This window comes from Bacillus sp. MT(2024) (assembly GCF_036362845.1).
In the GTDB taxonomy this organism is placed as follows: domain Bacteria; phylum Bacillota; class Bacilli; order Bacillales; family Bacillaceae; genus Bacillus; species Bacillus velezensis.
Window position 1 is genome coordinate 2,772,480 of sequence record NZ_CP143632.1, and the last position, 17,532, is coordinate 2,790,011.

Sequence of the window (17,532 nt, forward strand, 5' to 3'; positions counted from 1 at the left end):
GCTCAGGGAAAAAGAAAACGCTTTCATTAATTGTAAAAAGAGGAAGGCTTCTGATTCGGAAGCCTTCCCTTTTTTCTTATGACAATACTTTCATCACGTTTTTGACAGATTCAACTGATTTACTCAGCTGCGCTTTTTCATAGTCTGTCAGTTCAAGCTCGATGATTTGCTCTAGGCCGTTTCCTCCGATAATCGTCGGTACGCCTAAGTAAATGCCTTCATGACCGTATTCGCCTTCTAAGTAAGCGATGGTCGGAAGCACGCGGCGCTGATCTTTCAAAATGGCTTCTACCATTTCAGTCAGTGATGCAGCAGGCGCGTAGTAGGCGCTTCCGTTTCCGAGAAGGTTGACGATTTCCCCGCCGCCTTTTCTTGTGCGTTCTACAATCGCATCAAGACGGTCTTTCGGGATAAGCGTTTCAAGCGGAATGCCGCCCGCATAGGAATAACGGACGAGAGGAACCATGTCGTCACCGTGTCCGCCAAGAACAAAACCGGTCACATCTTTTACAGACAGGTTTAATTCTTCAGCGACGAATGTTCTGAATCGCGCAGTGTCAAGCACTCCGGATTGTCCGATGACGCGTTCTTTCGGGAAGCCTGATTCTTTGTACACCGCATATGTCATCGCATCAACAGGGTTTGTCAATACAACGATAATGCAGTCAGGAGAATATTTCACGATCTCACGTGTGACGCTTCTCATGATTTTTTCGTTTGTAGATACGAGATCATCACGGCTCATGCCTGGTTTTCTCGCAATTCCGGCTGTGATGACGACGATATCAGAACCGGCTGTGTCCTCGTAGTTGGACGTGCCTGTGATTTTCGCGTCAAATCCTTGAACCGGACTTGCTTCGAGCATGTCTAGCGCTTTTCCTTTTGTCGGGTTTTCTAATTGCGGAATATCAACGAGCACAACGTCCGCAAGCTCTTTTTGAGCTGTAAGAAAGGCTGTTGTCGCTCCCGTAAATCCTGCTCCGATAACAGAAACTTTACTGCGTGTTTTTCCCATGATTCTCTTCTCCTTTTTTGGCTTCATTAGAAGTCTGCTTTAGGTTCAGTCCATGTTTTTGATGAGCTCTTCACCGAACTCTGAACATTTCACTTCAGTTGCACCGTCCATTAATCTAGCAAAATCGTACGTTACTACTTTTGAAGCAATCGTTTTTTCCATAGATTTAATGATCAAGTCAGCAGCCTCATTCCAGTTCAGGTGTTCAAGAAGAAGCACTCCTGAAAGGATGACGGATGACGGGTTGACTTTGTCAAGGCCGGCATATTTAGGAGCCGTTCCGTGAGTCGCTTCGAAAATCGCATGCCCTGTTTCATAGTTGATGTTCGCTCCAGGCGCGATCCCGATTCCGCCTACCTGAGCGGCAAGCGCATCAGAGATATAGTCTCCGTTTAAGTTCATTGTCGCCACGACGTCGAATTCGCTCGGACGGGTTAAGATCTGCTGAAGGAAAATATCAGCGATGCTGTCTTTGACGATGATTTTCCCTGCCGCTTCCGCTTCGCTCTGCGCTTTATCAGCCGCTTCTTTTCCGTCTTTTTCGACAATGCGGTCATATTCAGCCCAAGTGAATACTTTATCTCCGTATTCTCTTTCGGCAAGCTCGTAGCCCCAGTTTTTAAATGCCCCTTCAGTGAACTTCATGATGTTTCCTTTGTGGACAAGCGTGACAGACTTACGGCCGTTTTCGATCGCATACTCAATGGCAGCTCTGACTAAGCGGCTTGTGCCTTCTTCAGAAACAGGCTTGATGCCGATTCCTGACGTTTCAGGGAAACGGATTTTGTTAACGCCCATTTCATTTTGCAGGAAGCTGATCAGCTTTTCAACTTCTTCAGAACCTTTCGCATACTCAATTCCGGCGTAAATATCTTCCGTATTCTCGCGGAAAATGACCATATCCGTATCTTCAGGACGTTTGACCGGAGAAGGCACTCCCGTGAAATATCTGACAGGGCGCAGGCACGTAAACAAATCAAGCTCCTGTCTCAGCGCCACGTTCAGTGAACGGATACCGCCGCCGACCGGTGTCGTCAGAGGACCTTTGATGGCGATGAAGTACTCTCTGATGTCTTCCAGCGTTTCGGCAGGAAGCCACTCACCTGTTTTATTATAAGCCTTTTCACCGGCATAAACTTCTTTCCACGTGATTTTTTTCTCGCCTTTATATGCTTTTTCAACAGCGGCTTCCAATACTTTAGAAGCGGCGTTCCAAATATCAGGGCCTGTGCCGTCGCCTTCAATAAACGGGATAATCGGATTATTTGGTACGTTTAATACTCCATTAGAGACTGTAATTTTTTCACCTTGTGACACAATATTACCTCCCAGTATGTAATTCATATTTAGAAAACATTTTATTTTTCTTGTATAAAAAATAAAATGACTTTTCTCAAGATTCTATCAAAATTGTAAACCAATCCGGGCTTGATTAACAAGAGGCTAACGACATGAAAATCACCAGCCTCCCGTTTGATCAGGCTCTTTCATCAATCGGAACAAAAGTCTGCTTATCCGGGCCCGTGTAATCAGCGCGCGGGCGGATGAGGCGGTTGTTATCGTACTGTTCAAGAATATGGGCGATCCATCCTGACATTCTGCTGACCGCAAAGATCGGCGTGAACAGATCGTGATCAATGCCGAGACTGTGGTATACAGATGCGGAATAGAAATCAACGTTAGGCGGGAGTTTTTTCTCCGACGTCACGATTTCTTCGACACGGATTGACATCTCGTACCATTTGCTTTCACCCGTCAGATTCGTCAGGCGTTTGCTCATTTCTTTTAAGTGTTTGGCGCGCGGGTCTCCATGCTTATACACACGGTGTCCGAAGCCCATTACTTTTTCCTTTTTCTCCATTTTGCTGCGGATATAAGGCTCGGCGTTTTCCACTTCGCCGATTTCTGTCAGCATTTTCATGACGGCTTCATTGGCTCCGCCGTGAAGCGGTCCTTTTAAAGCGCCGATGGCGGCAGTGATGCCTGAGTAAATATCAGATAAGGTGGCGACACATACTCTCGCCGTAAATGTTGATGCGTTCAGCTCATGATCCGCATGAAGAATGAGCGCTTTGTTAAACGCTTCCACTTCGATCGGAGAAGGCTCTTCACCGTTTAAGGTGTAAAGGAAGTTCTCCGCGATTCCGTACTCTTCCTTCGGTTCAACAGGATCAAGTCCTTTGCGGATTCTTGAGAAAGCGGCGACAATGCCCGGCACTTTCGCCTGCAGACGGATGGCTTTTCTGTAGTTCGCTTCCGGATTCATGACATCGGCTTCACTGTCAGTCAGACCGAGTAATGAAATCGCCGTCCGGAGCGCAGCCATTGGATGTACGTTATTGAGGGGATAGGATTTGAAGTGCTCAATGATTTCTTGTGGAACGGCTGCTTCTTTCGCAAGCTGTTTTTTCAGTTCAGCAAGTTCCGTTTTATTCGGCAGGCGCAGATGCCACAGCAAATAAATGATTTCTTCAAAACTTGCATTCTCTGTCAAGTCGTCAATATCGTACCCTACATATGTAAGGGTATCGTCGATAATAGAGCTTACAGATGATGTTGTTGCTACAACCCCTTCAAGACCGCGTGTTGCTGTCATATTCAACCTCTCCTTTTCAATCAAAATTCCCCTTTAAAGAGTATATAAAACATACGGCTTACTTAAAATGAGTCATGCAAACAATCCCTTTCCCCTTTAAGAAAATGCTTACATTTCACTGGTTGCGGTTACATAACCGGTATGCTTATAGAGGAACATAACAAATTCTTATAAGCTTATTTAAGTTTAAGCCTATTCTTATTATAAACAATAATCTGATTAATTTGTAGACTTTTAACTAAAAATGTTTTAAAAGCCCTATATATCAAGGCTTGGCGTTGATAAATTTAATCGCTTGCTTTCAGATGCTTTGTAAAACCATGTATTCTATGTCTTCATTTGGGGGAGCTTTGGGGAAACATTAAAAGGACAGGCGCGACAACTTCACCGCAAATTTAATCCCCTTCTTAGGAAAGTGAATAATATGAATGGGGCAGAGTTCTCAATTTTATCGGACCGAAAACAGCAAATGCAGTCAAACGATTCCAGTCCAATGTACGGCCTGACTGCTGACGGCATTTATGGGCCAAAGACAAAGACGAAAATATGGTCCTTGCTATAATATAAAGCCTTCCCATTAATGTCTCTTAGTGGCAGCCTTATAGAATTTACGGACATTGTTAATATATCTTTACATAAAAGTTCTTACATAAAAACATCAAATAGCTCTTGAGAATCTTTTAGGTTCTGGCGGTGTTCTGTTTTAACAGCAGCTACTGTGATAGAGCTTAACGAAAATATAAGATCAACAATACAATTAGTTTTTCAAATTAATCATCTCCCTTCATAAAAAAGAGAGTTTATGATTACTTCAGCTAAGACAAGATTTTCGCTTTTGCACTCAGCCCGTAAATATCCTCATCAAACCGTTCATCAATTGAAACTGACTCATTTACTGATGTAAGTGAAGTTAAATAAATGCAGAAAAACCCTCCTCATCTCGAGAAGGGCTCGATTTCTGCTTCTTCTTTCTAAATCAGTCCGAAGAAAAAACGGATGCCGCTCAACTTTTCAATCGAAGGGCTCCATCGGGTTCTCCAACTATTTGCCCCTATGCTTTTCTTTTGCTTTTTGTTTTCTGATTAAATATTTTTGTTCCTTTATTTTTTCTCTTTGTTTTCTGTTCAGTTGTTTTTTCTTTTCTTTTCTTGCTTCAAGCTCCTGTTTTATCGCTTTTTGCGCCTTAGTTGATATCCCGATATTTTTCATCTCTTTAGAAGCTTGCCGTTGTAATCTTTTTGGGTTTAACTTCTTAGATTTTGCTTTAACACAAACCCCTGCTTGTTCAGTACGGGAGAGAGTCTGTAAAAGTTGATTATGAACAAAATGCATGATTTCTGAATCCTTGGGCTCTTGTCCAAACAAATGACGAACTGCTCTTAATTTCCCATTATTCACAACTTCAATGACTCCTACCCAAAACTGACCATCGTAGTAAACCGTTAATTTCATAACGATTCCCTCCTCCTAAATTTACTGAAGAATGATGGACATCCCGAGGAGGGGAAGGTTACTGACATTTTAAATCATGCATCCGGACTACCAACCGAATTGTGTTTTTTCATTCTCACTATAAATTTAACAAACTTTCAAATTGAAGGAAAGGGTCTCCGCTTATTTTAACAACACTTCAAGTTTTGATTTGGTTCAAGTGCATAAATTCCATCAGCTTTTAATCCATTCATCAATTGGAACCGCCTTACTGCATCTGCTGTCATCGCACAATATGCGCCGTCGATTCCGAAGTTCTTTGTTACATGGTAAGCCACTTCATTCATCGGAATAATGCGAATGGCATTTGTCTGAACTACAAAATGCGCTGCAAACTCTTATTTTCACCCGCAAAAAAAAGCAGCTTTACGCCGCTTTTTTTACTTTATGAAGTGAATATTTTAACGATTTGCATGGCCAAATAGGCGATTCCGGCGCCGATTAACGGGCCGACGGCGACGCCTCCGAAAATCGCGACGGCAAGTATCGTGCCGATGACCAGCGCCGTTGTAATATGAGGGTCGTTTTCCAATAAGGTGAGACCGTTTTTGGCGATTAAGGCAACCGCGATCCCGGCACCGAGAGCGATCCACGCATAATATGATTTCATCGCTTCTCCGAGCTGTTTAAAACCGATATCACCTGTGGCAATCGGCACTAAAACGGCGATTGTAATGACGGTGACCCCCCAGTTGATGCCTTTTGACTGAATAACCGGAAATAGTTTCTGATCAAGACCGACAGCTTTTATCACAATGAGAAAGCCGACGGCAAAAAGCAATGACTGATTTTTGGCTACCAATGCGATGGCCAGCAATAATAGTAAAAATAAATTCGCCTGTGTAAACATCCTGAAAGCACCCTCTTTCATCATATCTGTAATCATATCCTTTTTTTTGACGAATAAACTAATGTAATAGGACGTGCCGACCGAGAGGAGGATCGATGTGAATCCGCACTATGCAACTGTTTTTTTCCGCGCGCTGTTTGTACTCGCTGCGGCCGGCGGCGCTTTAGCGGCCGGTTACGCCTCATTTCCGTTAACTTATCCGTTTCTGATCGCCCTTATTCTGTCATCAGCGATCATTCCCGTTGTTGACTGGCTGGACAAACTGACGGGGCTGCCACGGTCAGTCAATACAGTCATTGTCCTGGTCTTCTTTTTGCTTATTCTTCTCGGCGCGGCGACATTTCTCGTTGCGGAAATCATTTCGGGAACCGCCTATCTGGCCAAAACGCTCCCTCCCCATATCAGCGCCTTTATGACGTATTGCGAAGAGCTGTTCACTTCCCGCATTCAGCCATTGTATCACGAGCTGACCGTCTTATTTAACGGGCTGGAAACCAATCAGCAGGCTTCCATCGTGACGCATATTCAGACCCTCGGTGATACAGCCGCTAAAAATGCGGGGCTCATGCTTTCACATCTTTTGGAGCTGGTGCCGAAATGGATTGCCTTCCTTCCCAATACAGCTGCCGTCTTCATTTTCGCAATGCTGGCGACTTTTTTTATGACAAAGGACTGGCATAAGCTGAAGGCGCTGCTTTATTCCATTTTTCCGGAACGGGTTTCGGCAAACGCCAAGGCCGTATCGGGAGAGCTGAAAAAAGCGATGGCAGGTTTCATTAAGGCGCAGGCCGTGCTCATACTTTTCACGATGATCATTGTCTTTATCGGACTTTTTCTTTTAGGGATTGAGCATGCGGCAACCATCGCCTTTTTTATCGGCCTGGTTGATCTGCTCCCGTATCTCGGCGCCGGGTCGGTCTTTGTTCCCTGGATTATGTATTTAGCCATTGCCGGTCAGCTTCCTCAAGCGATCGGTCTCGGTGTTTTATATATTGTGGTTCTCATTCAGCGCCAGCTGACGGAGCCGAAAATTTTAAGCAAGTCAATCGGACTTGATCCGCTTGCGACCTTAATCGCCCTGTTTGCCGGCTTTAAATTGTTCGGAATTTTAGGACTGGCTGCGGGGCCCGCGCTGCTCGTTTTCATTCAGGCCTTTATCACAACGGGCGCTCTAAAAGAAATATGGGCCTATATTACTGTTCAATCCAAATAAAAACAGCAGCCCTGTAAGAAGGCTGCCGTTTTTATTTGATAATGATCCGCTTGTTTTTTGACATTCCTCTCAGCCATTTGAACAAAAGCGGCTTCATGCGGTTCCGAGTGAACGGAATCAGAAGACAGGCCCCTGCAATATCGGACAGAAAACCCGGAAGCATCAAAAGCAGGCCTCCGAAAAAGACGCATATTCCGTCAAGAAGCGCTTCCCCCGGCATTTTGCCGTGCTGCAGGTCGCGCATCACCCGATGATACACATCGGTTCCCTGTCTTTTTGCCACCAAGGCGCCTAACACGCCTGTCAAAATGATGAGAAGGAAGGTCGGAAAAATACCGAGCCATTTTCCTGCCAGCAGAAACAAACCGATTTCAATTGCCGGACATACGATAAACAGTAAGAATAACACTCTCATTTTTCTGCCCTCCTGCCCTTCTAAAAGCGCGTCACCGCCCGCATGGGAATAGGAAAATCAGCCTAAAGACAAAAGAGAAGGGAGAACCCCCCTCTCTTTTTTAAAGCTGTTTAAAGAACGCTTGCGCGGCCTTCATACACAGCGCCGCGGGCAGCGTCAACTGTGATAACCTGTCCTTCTGTTAAAACTGAAGTTGCGTTCTCAAGGCCGACAATAACCGGAATGCCCAAGCTTAAACCGACAACGGCTGCATGGCTTGTCAGACCGCCTTCTTCAGTGATGAGCGCTGATGCTTTTTCAAGTGAAGCGATCATGTCGCGGTCAGTGCTTGAAGCAACCAATACTGCGCCGTCTGTCATTTTTTGTTCAGCTTCTTTCGCATTTTTTGCAACAACGACCGGACCGAATGCAGATTTGCGTCCGATGCCTTGTCCTTTCGCGATAATGCTGCCGACAGTGTGGACTTTCATCAGATTCGTCGTGCCTGATTCACCGACAGAACCTGCTGTAATGACAATCAGATCACCGCGTTTCACGATGCCGCTGTCAAGTGATTTTTGAACCGCGTCTTCAAGCATTTCATCGGTAGAATTCGCGTTTTGGCCGCTTGACGGGAATACACCGAATACAAGGCCGAGTTTGCGTGATACAGACTCATTAACCGTAACGGCTACAATCGGAGCCTGCGGACGGTATTTCGCGATCATACGCGCCGTATGGCCGCTTTCTGTAGGCGTCACGATAGCTGCCGCACTCAGATTGATCGCCGTGTGCGCAACTGATTGGCCGATCGCATCGGTAATCGTCATGCCGACCTGATCTCTGCGTTTAGACAGAATTTCTTTGTAGTTCAGAGATTCTTCCGTACGTGTGGCGATGTTAAACATTGTTTGAACCGCCTCAACAGGATATTGTCCCGCAGCCGTCTCACCGGAAAGCATGATAGCGTCTGTGCCGTCGAAAATAGCGTTGGCAACGTCACTTGCTTCAGCGCGTGTCGGACGAGGGTTGCGCTGCATGCTGTCAAGCATTTGTGTCGCTGTAATAACCGGTTTGCCGAGCGCGTTGCATTTTTTGATCATTTCTTTTTGCACGAGCGGCACTTCTTCGGCCGGAATCTCTACGCCGAGGTCTCCGCGCGCTACCATTAGGCCGTCAGATACTTCCAGGATCGCATCCAGGTTGTCCACGCCTTCCTGGTTCTCGATCTTAGGAATGATTTGAATGTCAGACGCGTTATGCTCTTCAAGCAGTTCGCGGATTTCCAGGACATCCGTAGAACGGCGTACAAATGACGCAGCGATGAAATCAACGCCTTGCTCGATACCGAATACGATGTCTTTGGCGTCTTTTTCAGTAATTCCGGGAAGGTTGACGCTGACGCCGGGAACGTTTACGCCTTTTTTATTTTTCAGCGTGCCGCTGTTTAAGATTTTTGTTTTGATTTCGTGTTTTTCCGGATTTGATTCCAGCACTTCCAATCCGATTAAACCGTCATCCAGCAGGATGATAGACCCTGCTGACACGTCGTCTGCCAGGCCTTCATAAGAAACTGAGAATTTTTCAAGCGTTCCCAGCACCTGTTTCGTAGAAACGATAATTTCATTTCCCGCCTGAAGCTCAAGCGCGCCGTTTTCCATATCGTGCGTGCGGATTTCCGGACCTTTCGTATCGAGGAGAATCCCCACGTTTTTGCCGAGCTTTTTGCTGGCTTCTCTGATGTTTTTGATTCTTGCGCCGTGCTCTTCGAAATCACCGTGTGAAAAATTCAGACGAGCAACGTTCATACCCGCTTCCATCAATTTTGTCAGCATTTCTACACTTTCACTGGCCGGACCGATTGTACAAACGATTTTTGTTTTTTTCAACTCGTTCACTTCCTTCTGAAATCTTCAGCTTCTTCCGCCTTAAATAGACAGTTCTTTTGAAAGCTGATACATGTTTGGTTCAACAGTATGTTTTGATTCTAAAATTTCTATAATATCATGGTCTACAAGCTTGTTGTTTTGTATACCTACGCAGCGTCCGCCTTTTCCTTTAAGCAGAAGCTCAACCGCGTAAGCGCCGAGGCGGCTTGCAAGAACCCGGTCAGAAGCGCTTGGAGATCCGCCGCGCTGGATGTGCCCTAAAACGGATACCCGTGTTTCAAGGTTCGTTTCTTCTTCGATGCGTTTTCCGAATTCAACCCCGCTGCCTACCCCTTCTGCAACGATGATGATACTGTGTTTTTTGCCGCGGTCGTGCCCTCTCTTCAAACGGCCGATAATTTCCTCCATATCGTAGTCCGCTTCAGGAATTAAAATTGATTCCGCTCCGCCTGCAAGACCTGCCCATAAAGCAATGTCGCCCGCATGGCGCCCCATTACTTCAATAACGTATGTACGCTCATGAGACGTAGCGGTGTCACGGATTTTATCAATCGCATCAATTACGGTGTTTAACGCCGTATCAAATCCGATCGTAAAATCAGTTCCCGGGATGTCATTATCTATCGTACCCGGTACACCTACACACGGAAACCCGTGCTCCGTTAATTTTTTCGCACCCATGTATGAGCCGTCTCCGCCGATGACGACAAGACCTTCAATGCCGAGTTTCTTTAAATTTTCGATTCCTTTTTCACGGCCTTCAACTGTTTTGAATTCAGGACATCTGGCCGTATACAGCTTTGTTCCGCCGCGGTGGATGATGTCACCGACCGAACCCAGCTCCAGTTTTTCTATTTTTCCGCTGATTAATCCTGAATAACCGTTATAAATTCCGTACACTTCGACGTCGTGGTAGATAGCTTTCCGCACAACCGCGCGCACCGCAGCGTTCATACCCGGGGAATCCCCGCCGCTCGTTAGTACTCCTATACGCTTCATTTCCTATTCACCTCAGCAACATATATATGTTAAACATATCATGATCATTGCCCTAAAACAATGAAAAGGGACGCCTGAGCTCCCATGAAACCTTACCTATTATACAATTAAATAAATTGTTTTTAAATAAAATTTAAGGAATATCACAAAAATCACAAAAAATAAACGTGAGCCATAGGCTTCACGTCTATTCAGTTTACCCCGATATATTGATCCTCAACCGAAACTTTCCCGATTGCTTTATATTTTTCATAGCGCTGTGAGATCAACTCTTCGGCGTTCAATCGAAGAAGAGATTTTAACGTTTCTTTAAGAATACCGTCAATGTAGCCCGCCTGCTGCTTGATATCATGGTGAGCTCCGCCCTTCACTTCTTTAATCATATCATCAATAATTCCTAATTCTAATAAATCGGGCGCAGTAATCTTCATGGTTTCGGCCGCTTTTTTCGCAAGGCTGGAGTCTTTCCACAAAATGGACGCGGCTCCTTCAGGAGAAATAACGGAATACGTCGAGTTCTCAAGCATCAGCATGCGGTTGCCCACACCTAACGCAAGCGCGCCTCCGCTGCCGCCTTCCCCGATGACGATACAAACGACAGGCACAGTCAGGCCGGCCATCTCGAACAGGTTCTTGGCGATGGCTTCACTTTGTCCCCGTTCCTCCGCCGCTTTACCCGGGTACGCTCCTTTCGTGTCGATGAAGCAGATAATCGGGCGGTTGAACTTATCCGCCTGCTTCATGAGACGAAGCGCTTTGCGGTAGCCCTCAGGGTGAGGCATCCCGAAATTGCGGACAAGGTTTTCTTTCGTGTCTTTTCCGCGCTGATGTCCGATGACGGTGACCGGCATGCCGTGATATTTGGCGACTCCGCCGACAATCGCAGCATCATCTCCGTATGTTCTGTCTCCGTGGCACTCAAAAAAGTCGGTAAACAGGTATTGAATGTAATCAAGCGTCGTCGGCCGGTCGGGAAGGCGTGCGATCTGCACTCTGTCCCACGGCTTCAGGTTTTTATAAATCTCATCCTGGAGCTTGCTGAGCCGGTCTTCAAGCCTTTCGATTTCAGCGCTTAAATCCATCTCCGAATCTTGGGTGAATTTTTTCAGTTCGGCGATTTTCGTCTGCAGTTCAATCACCGGTTTTTCAAATTCTAATCTTGCAGCCACTCATGCTCACCTCCTGTTTGGTGCATGTCCAGCAGAAATGCGAGTTTGTCTTTCATGTCGTTTCGGTGAATCACCGCATCAAGCTGGCCGTGCTTTAATAAAAATTCCGCCGTCTGGAAATCTTCCGGCAGTTTTTCCCCGATCGTCTGTTCAATAATACGTCTTCCGGCAAATCCGATCAAGGCGCCCGGTTCAGCGAAATTATAATCACCGAGAGACGCGAAACTGGCCGATACGCCGCCTGTCGTCGGGTGGGTCATGACAGAAATAATCAGTCCCTGCTCCTCACTGAACAGTTTTAATGCAGAGCTTGTCTTTGCCATTTGCATAAGACTTAAGACCCCCTCCTGCATACGTGCGCCGCCGGAAGCGGTAAAGATGATAAACGGGACTTTATCCTCTTTTGCTTTTTCAATTGCAAGCGTGATTTTTTCGCCGACAACCGAACCCATGCTGCCCATTCGGAATGTTGAATCCATGATCGCGATCACGGCAGGGAAACCGCTGATGGTTCCTTTTCCGGTAACCACCGCTTCATTCAGCGATGTTTTCTCACGGTCTTTTTCGATTTTTTCTAAGTATTCCGGGAAACCGAGCGGGTTTTCAGATATCATTCCCTGGTTGAATTCTTCGAATGAATCTTCATCCAGGAGGCTTTCAATGCGCTGCTTTGCATTCATCGGGAAATGGTGCCCGCAGTTCATGCAGACGCGCAGGTTTTTATCTAACTCTTTTGTGAGCATGATTTTTTTACATTTGGGGCACTTTGTCATAATGCCTTCCGGAACATCATGTTTTGCCTGCTCAGACGGCACGGAAGCATATTTTTTCTTTTTTGTGAATATATCCTTTAACAAATGATTACCTCCCTTTTGTGAAGGGTTCTCTTCACTGCATGTCTTCCGATTAGATAGACTTAATAATAACTTTACCGAAACTATTGTACTTTTTTTGTCAAACGGTGTCATCCTCCATTCGACATTTTTTGCTGCAAAACAGACGGAAACGGACGGATTTCATACCGTAAAAAGCGTTGTTCAGCCTTATCTGTCAGCGTTTTCAAAAGAAATAAGGATTCTGCTGAAATTTTTTTAAGACCTGCCCTTAAAAAAATGCCGGCAGTCCGTATATTGAACAGCAGCGCGTTGTTTTTTTCCAACGCGCTGCCATTTCATTTTTGTGTTATTATTCGCCGATGACCGTGAGCTGTCTTGTTTTTTCAGCCACTTCTTCAGGATCGACCGTAATTCTGGCGACGCCCGTTTCCATCGCTGCTTTCGCAACAGCTTTCGCAACGGCAGGAGCCACGCGTTTGTCAAATGGAGCCGGGATGACATAATCAGCGCTTAATTCTTCCTCTGAAACAAGGGAAGCAATCGCTTCAACCGCAGCAATTTTCATTTCTTCGTTGATGTGAGTCGCGCGAACGTCAAGCGCCCCGCGGAAAATTCCAGGGAATGCCAGTACGTTGTTAACCTGGTTCGGGAAATCAGAACGGCCTGTTCCGATTACGCTAGCGCCGGCTGCGCGCGCGTCTTCAGGCATGATTTCCGGATTCGGGTTGGCCATTGCGAAGATAATCGGATCTTTCGCCATGCTCTCCACCATTTCTTTTGTCAGCGCGCCTTCGACTGATACGCCGATAAAGACGTCTGCATCTTTAATGACATCCTGCAGCGAACCGTCGTTGCGGTCTTGGTTTGTAAACTTTGCCACTTCGTTTTTCACCGCGTTCATGCCAGCCGGACGCCCTTCGTAAATCGCTCCTTTAGAGTCGCACATCACGATGTCGCGTACGCCGAAATGGTAAAGAAGCTTAATGATCGCGATGCCTGCCGCTCCCGCTCCGTTTGCCACAACTTTAATGGATGACATGGATTTTCCTGATAATTTCAGCGCGTTTACAAGTCCGGCAACGGTTACGATGGCAGTGCCGTGCTGATCATCGTGGAAAACCGGAATGTTTGTTTCTTTTTTCAGGCGCTCTTCGATAATGAAGCAGTTCGGCGCCGCAATATCTTCAAGGTTGACACCGCCGAATGTCGGTGCAAGCAGCTTCACAGTGTCAATGATTTTGTCCACATCGTTTGTGTCAAGCGCGATCGGGAATGCATCCACGCCCGCGAAACTTTTGAACAGCACCGCTTTCCCTTCCATGACCGGAAGTGAAGCTTCAGGCCCGATATTACCGAGACCGAGAACGGCTGATCCGTCTGTTACGACTGCTACCATGTTCCCCTTCATTGTATAATCATATACTTTATTTTTATCGTCATAAATCTCTTTACAAGGCTCAGCTACTCCGGGAGAGTAGGCAAGGCTTAAGTCGTCCGCGTTTCTGACTTCTACCTTTGCTTTTGATTCCAGCTTTCCTTGATTTACTTTGTGTAAATGTAACGCTTCTTCTCTTAATGACATTCTAAACACTCCTTTTAAGTACTTTGTTACATATTCTGCCGCATAGACTGGTACAATCGCTGGAGGTGAAAAATTTCAGAATCTTTAAATAAGATAGCACAATTGTTTCAATTGTATAACAAAACGATTATTGTTACCACTATTTTAACACGACGTTTTCGCGGCCCAGCAGCTCTTTTAAACGGTATAACGCCTGATGGTCCGCCTGAATATGAAAAGTATCCGGCAGCCTGATCGTCTGCTTGTCTTTTTCATAATATAGATAAACGCCGGTTTCCCCTTTATGCTCCAGTAAAATACGCTTCATCTTTTCCAAAAACTCCTGATTGTGCCGGCTGCCTTCGATTTTGATGTAAACAGACGGCGCTCTGTCTGCCTCCGTCTGCTCAAGAAGAGAGGCGGATGACATGATGAATTGTGTCTTCTCCTGACGCTCTTCCATTTTTCCGGCGGCGAATAAAAGCGCGCCTTCTTTTAACAGCGGAGACAGCCTTCTATATTGGTCAGGAAACACGACGGCTTCCATTTCTCCCGTTTCATCGCTTAATGTGAGAAACGCCATATGCTGACCTGTCTTTGTCCGAATCGTTTTGATGCCCGCGAGCAAAGCGCCGATTGACAGCTGTCCCTTCGGCATCTGCCGCGCTGCTGTGATCGCTTGCGCCCCCCGTTTGTTCAGGAGATCCCTGAAAGCAGACAAAGGATGGCTTGAGAAATAAACACCGAGAGCTTCTTTTTCGAACCGAAGCTTGTCCACGAGCGGAAATTCCTCAGCCTCTACATATTTTGGCTTAATGGAGAACGATTCTTCCAAAAACAATCCCATTTGGTCATCGTCTGCACGAAAAAGTTCAGCGTGCTCTAAAGCCACATCAACGGAAGCCAGCAAGGCGGCGCGATTTTGATTGAATTCGTCCATGGCGCCAGAAAATATAAGGGCTTCGATGGTTTTCCGATTCACGCTTTTTGCAGGTACGCGAAAGCAGAAATCGAAAAGATCCTCGAACGGTTTATGTGTTCTTGCTTTATAAATATCTTTCACTGCCGAGACGCCTACGTTTTTAACGGCCCGCAAACTGTATCTGACGGCTCCGTTTTCCGGCGCAAACGGAAAACCGCTTTTGTTTATTGACGGCGGAAGGACTTGAATCCCGCTCCCCTTCGCTTCATGCAGATATTGCGATATTTTGTCCTCATTGCCGATGACGCTCGTCAACAGCCCGCACATAAAATATAACGGATAATGCGCCTTTAAATAGGCGAGCTGATAGCCGATCATGCTGTATGCGACAGCATGGCTTCTGTTGAATCCGTAGTTAGCGAATTTTACAATCAGATCGTAGACCTCGTTTGCAGTGACTACAGAATACTCCTTTTTTAAGCACCCTTCAACAAAATGGCTTCGCTCTCTGTCCAGAATGTCCTTTTGCTTTTTGCTGACAGCCCGTCTGAGCAGATCCGCTTCACCTAATGAAAACCCTGCCATGCGCGAGGCGATCATCATTATCTGTTCTTGATAGACGATGACGCCGTAAGTGTCACTGAGAATATTTCTTACGTCCTCGTGCGGCACTTCCACACGCGCGCGGCCGTGCTTCCGATCGATAAATAACGGAATATTTTCCATCGGTCCCGGCCTGTAAAGCGCGTTAACCGCGACAATGTCTTCCAGTCTTGACGGCTTCAGGCGCTTCAGCACGTTTCTCATTCCTGATGATTCCAGCTGAAAAATGCCCGTCGTATCACCGTTTGACAATAGCGAGAACGTTTTTTCATCCTGATAAGAAATCTCGGAAAAATCAATTTTCGTATTCGTCTCTTTTTCAATCATCGTTTTAATGGATTCAATAAGCGTCAGGTTGCGCAAACCTAAAAAGTCCATTTTCAAAAGACCGAGATCTTCCAGGTGATCCATCGCATACTGCGTTAAATACACGCCGTCATGCCCTTCTTGAAGAGGGACAACTTCCGAAAGCGGCTCTTTACTGAGAACGACCCCGGCCGCGTGTGTTGACGTATGTCTCGGAAGACCTTCAATTTTCCTTGCGATCTGAAACACTTTATGAAGAACGGCGGATTCGGACAGCCGCCTGTTCAGCTGAGCGGACTGCCGCCTCGCCTCCTCAAGCGTCATTCCCGGTTTTGACGGAATCAGGCGGGCAAGCTGGTCGGCTTCTTTCGGGCTGATTCCGAACACTCTCCCGGTATCCCTTAACGCCGCCTTTGCGGCCAATGTCCCGAAGGTGATAATCTGGGCGACGTGCATGGCCCCGTACTTATTTTGTACATACTGAATGACCTCATCCCTTCTCGTATCAGGGAAATCGATATCAATATCCGGCATGCTGATCCGCTCGGGATTAAGAAATCTCTCAAACAGCAGAGAATGTTTAAGCGGATCCACGTCGGTAATGAAAAGCGAGTAAGCGACAAGCGAGCCTGCCGCGGACCCCCTTCCCGGGCCTGTCACAATGCCCTTTTCATGCGCGTACTTCATAAAGTCCCATACGATGAGAAAATAATCACTGAATTTCATGCGCCTGATGACGTCCAGCTCATATTCAAGCCGGCGGACAACCCGCTCATCAGGAGTGCCGAAACGGAGACGCAGCCCCTCATGACAGACTTCCGCCAAATAGTCATCGGCTGATTTGCCGTCCGGCGCCGGAAAAGACGGAAGCTGTGTCTGTCCGAGGCTGACATCGACCCGGCATTGCCGGGCGATACGGGCGGCTGCTTCAATCGCTTCCGGATGCCGCGTGTAAAGCTCTGCCATTTCTTCAGGCGTCCTCAAGTATAAGTCCGGCAGATTCCCGCTCTGATCCTCCCATTTCTCTCCGGCTTTAATAGCGCACAGACAGCGGTACGCATCTTGATCCTCTTTCTTGATATAGCGGACATCCCCCGCAGCGCAGACAGCGATTTCCGTCTCGGCTGACAGGCGGAGAATCTCTTCTGATAACGCCTCATGTCCTTTAAACGGCTGGTACCCTAAATAAAAACGGCCGTCTCCGAACAGCTCCCGGAATCCTTCGGCAGCCCGGGCCGCTTCTTCAAACTTCCCGGCTTGAAGCAGGCTTTCAATGTACCCGTTTTCACCGGGCGTAATGGCGATCAGCCCCTCATGATAGCTCTTCATCCATTTTCGCTTCATGCCGCCCTTTGCCATGGATTGCAGCGCACTTGAGATTTTCACCAGGTTCTGATAACCGGTGTTTGTCTCCGCTAAAAGAATGAGCGGGTGTGCTTCAAGCTCTGTATCGTCCGTGTATATAGAAGCCGTCAGACCGATAATCGGCTTAATTCCGTTTGATTTGCATGCTTTATAAAACTCAATGGCGCCGTACATCACATTTTCGTCCGTCAGCGCCAATGATGAATATCCGAGTTCCTTCGCTTGTGTAACAAGCTCTTTTACAGAAGCGGCGCTGTTTAACAGGCTGTAGCCGCTATGTACTTGCAGGTGAACAAAAGACGACAATGCCGCCACTCCTTTCC

13 protein-coding genes and 2 pseudogenes are annotated in these 17,532 nt (G+C 46.7%); 2 read left to right on the forward strand and 13 right to left on the reverse strand.

Annotated features, from left to right (window positions below):
• Positions 1–76 precede the first annotated feature (76 nt).
• From mdh to citZ, 3 genes are all read right to left on the reverse strand, one after another.
• The gene (gene mdh, locus VP472_RS13555) at positions 77–1,015 is read right to left on the reverse strand and encodes a malate dehydrogenase (RefSeq protein WP_003152455.1); all 939 of its coding nucleotides are present in this window, start codon (positions 1,013–1,015) and stop codon (positions 77–79) included.
• Positions 1,016–1,060: 45 nt separating this feature from the next.
• Positions 1,061–2,332, reverse strand: a complete 1,272-nt coding sequence (gene icd / locus VP472_RS13560) for an NADP-dependent isocitrate dehydrogenase (protein ID WP_003152454.1) — start codon at positions 2,330–2,332, stop codon at positions 1,061–1,063.
• Between the two features lie 160 nt (positions 2,333–2,492).
• On the reverse strand, positions 2,493–3,611 hold the full coding sequence (citZ, locus tag VP472_RS13565; RefSeq protein WP_003152453.1) for a citrate synthase: 1,119 nt from the start codon (positions 3,609–3,611) through the stop codon (positions 2,493–2,495).
• Positions 3,612–4,064: 453 nt separating this feature from the next.
• Between citZ and VP472_RS13570 the strand changes: the two are divergent.
• Positions 4,065–4,173, forward strand: a pseudogene (locus VP472_RS13570) (peptidoglycan-binding domain-containing protein); the annotation flags it as partial.
• A gap of 479 nt (positions 4,174–4,652) precedes the next feature.
• Here VP472_RS13570 and VP472_RS13575 read toward each other — a convergent pair.
• The 3 genes and pseudogenes from VP472_RS13575 to VP472_RS13585 form a co-directional block, all read right to left on the reverse strand.
• Complete coding sequence (locus VP472_RS13575) at positions 4,653–5,063, reverse strand: YjdF family protein (RefSeq protein WP_146277316.1); 411 nt, start codon at positions 5,061–5,063, stop codon at positions 4,653–4,655.
• Positions 5,064–5,225: 162 nt separating this feature from the next.
• A pseudogene (locus VP472_RS13580) lies at positions 5,226–5,362 on the reverse strand (peptidoglycan-binding domain-containing protein); the annotation flags it as partial.
• Positions 5,363–5,487: 125 nt separating this feature from the next.
• Positions 5,488–5,952 (reverse strand): DUF441 domain-containing protein, encoded by a 465-nt coding sequence (locus tag VP472_RS13585; protein ID WP_146277318.1) that lies wholly within the window; start codon positions 5,950–5,952, stop codon positions 5,488–5,490.
• Between the two features lie 97 nt (positions 5,953–6,049).
• Here VP472_RS13585 and ytvI point away from each other — a divergent pair, with 97 nt between their 5' ends.
• Positions 6,050–7,165 carry a sporulation integral membrane protein YtvI gene (gene ytvI, locus VP472_RS13590; RefSeq protein WP_003152446.1) on the forward strand — a complete coding sequence of 372 codons (1,116 nt, stop codon included), beginning with the start codon at positions 6,050–6,052 and terminating at the stop codon, positions 7,163–7,165.
• A 31-nt stretch (positions 7,166–7,196) separates the two neighbouring features.
• On the opposite strand, the gene VP472_RS13595 is transcribed toward ytvI, so the two are convergent.
• The 7 genes from VP472_RS13595 to dnaE form a co-directional block, all read right to left on the reverse strand.
• A complete protein-coding gene (locus VP472_RS13595; RefSeq protein WP_012118168.1) occupies positions 7,197–7,580 on the reverse strand; it encodes an FxsA family protein in 384 nt (127 codons plus the stop codon).
• A 110-nt stretch (positions 7,581–7,690) separates the two neighbouring features.
• Complete coding sequence (gene pyk / locus VP472_RS13600) at positions 7,691–9,448, reverse strand: pyruvate kinase (protein ID WP_017418349.1); 1,758 nt, start codon at positions 9,446–9,448, stop codon at positions 7,691–7,693.
• 39 nt (positions 9,449–9,487) lie between these two features.
• Entirely contained in the window at positions 9,488–10,447 is a 960-nt protein-coding gene (gene pfkA, locus VP472_RS13605) for a 6-phosphofructokinase (RefSeq protein WP_003152443.1), read from the reverse strand.
• A 191-nt stretch (positions 10,448–10,638) separates the two neighbouring features.
• A complete protein-coding gene (gene accA, locus VP472_RS13610; RefSeq protein ID WP_146277320.1) occupies positions 10,639–11,616 on the reverse strand; it encodes an acetyl-CoA carboxylase carboxyl transferase subunit alpha in 978 nt (325 codons plus the stop codon).
• Complete coding sequence (gene accD, locus VP472_RS13615) at positions 11,601–12,473, reverse strand: acetyl-CoA carboxylase, carboxyltransferase subunit beta (protein ID WP_094247666.1); 873 nt, start codon at positions 12,471–12,473, stop codon at positions 11,601–11,603. Before accD ends, accA begins: the two co-directional genes overlap by 16 nt.
• A gap of 328 nt (positions 12,474–12,801) precedes the next feature.
• The gene (locus VP472_RS13620) at positions 12,802–14,034 is read right to left on the reverse strand and encodes an NADP-dependent malic enzyme (RefSeq protein ID WP_007613079.1); all 1,233 of its coding nucleotides are present in this window, start codon (positions 14,032–14,034) and stop codon (positions 12,802–12,804) included.
• Between the two features lie 139 nt (positions 14,035–14,173).
• The gene (gene dnaE, locus VP472_RS13625; protein ID WP_217365526.1) at positions 14,174–17,515 is read right to left on the reverse strand and encodes a DNA polymerase III subunit alpha; all 3,342 of its coding nucleotides are present in this window, start codon (positions 17,513–17,515) and stop codon (positions 14,174–14,176) included.
• Between the last annotated feature and the right edge of the window lie 17 nt (positions 17,516–17,532).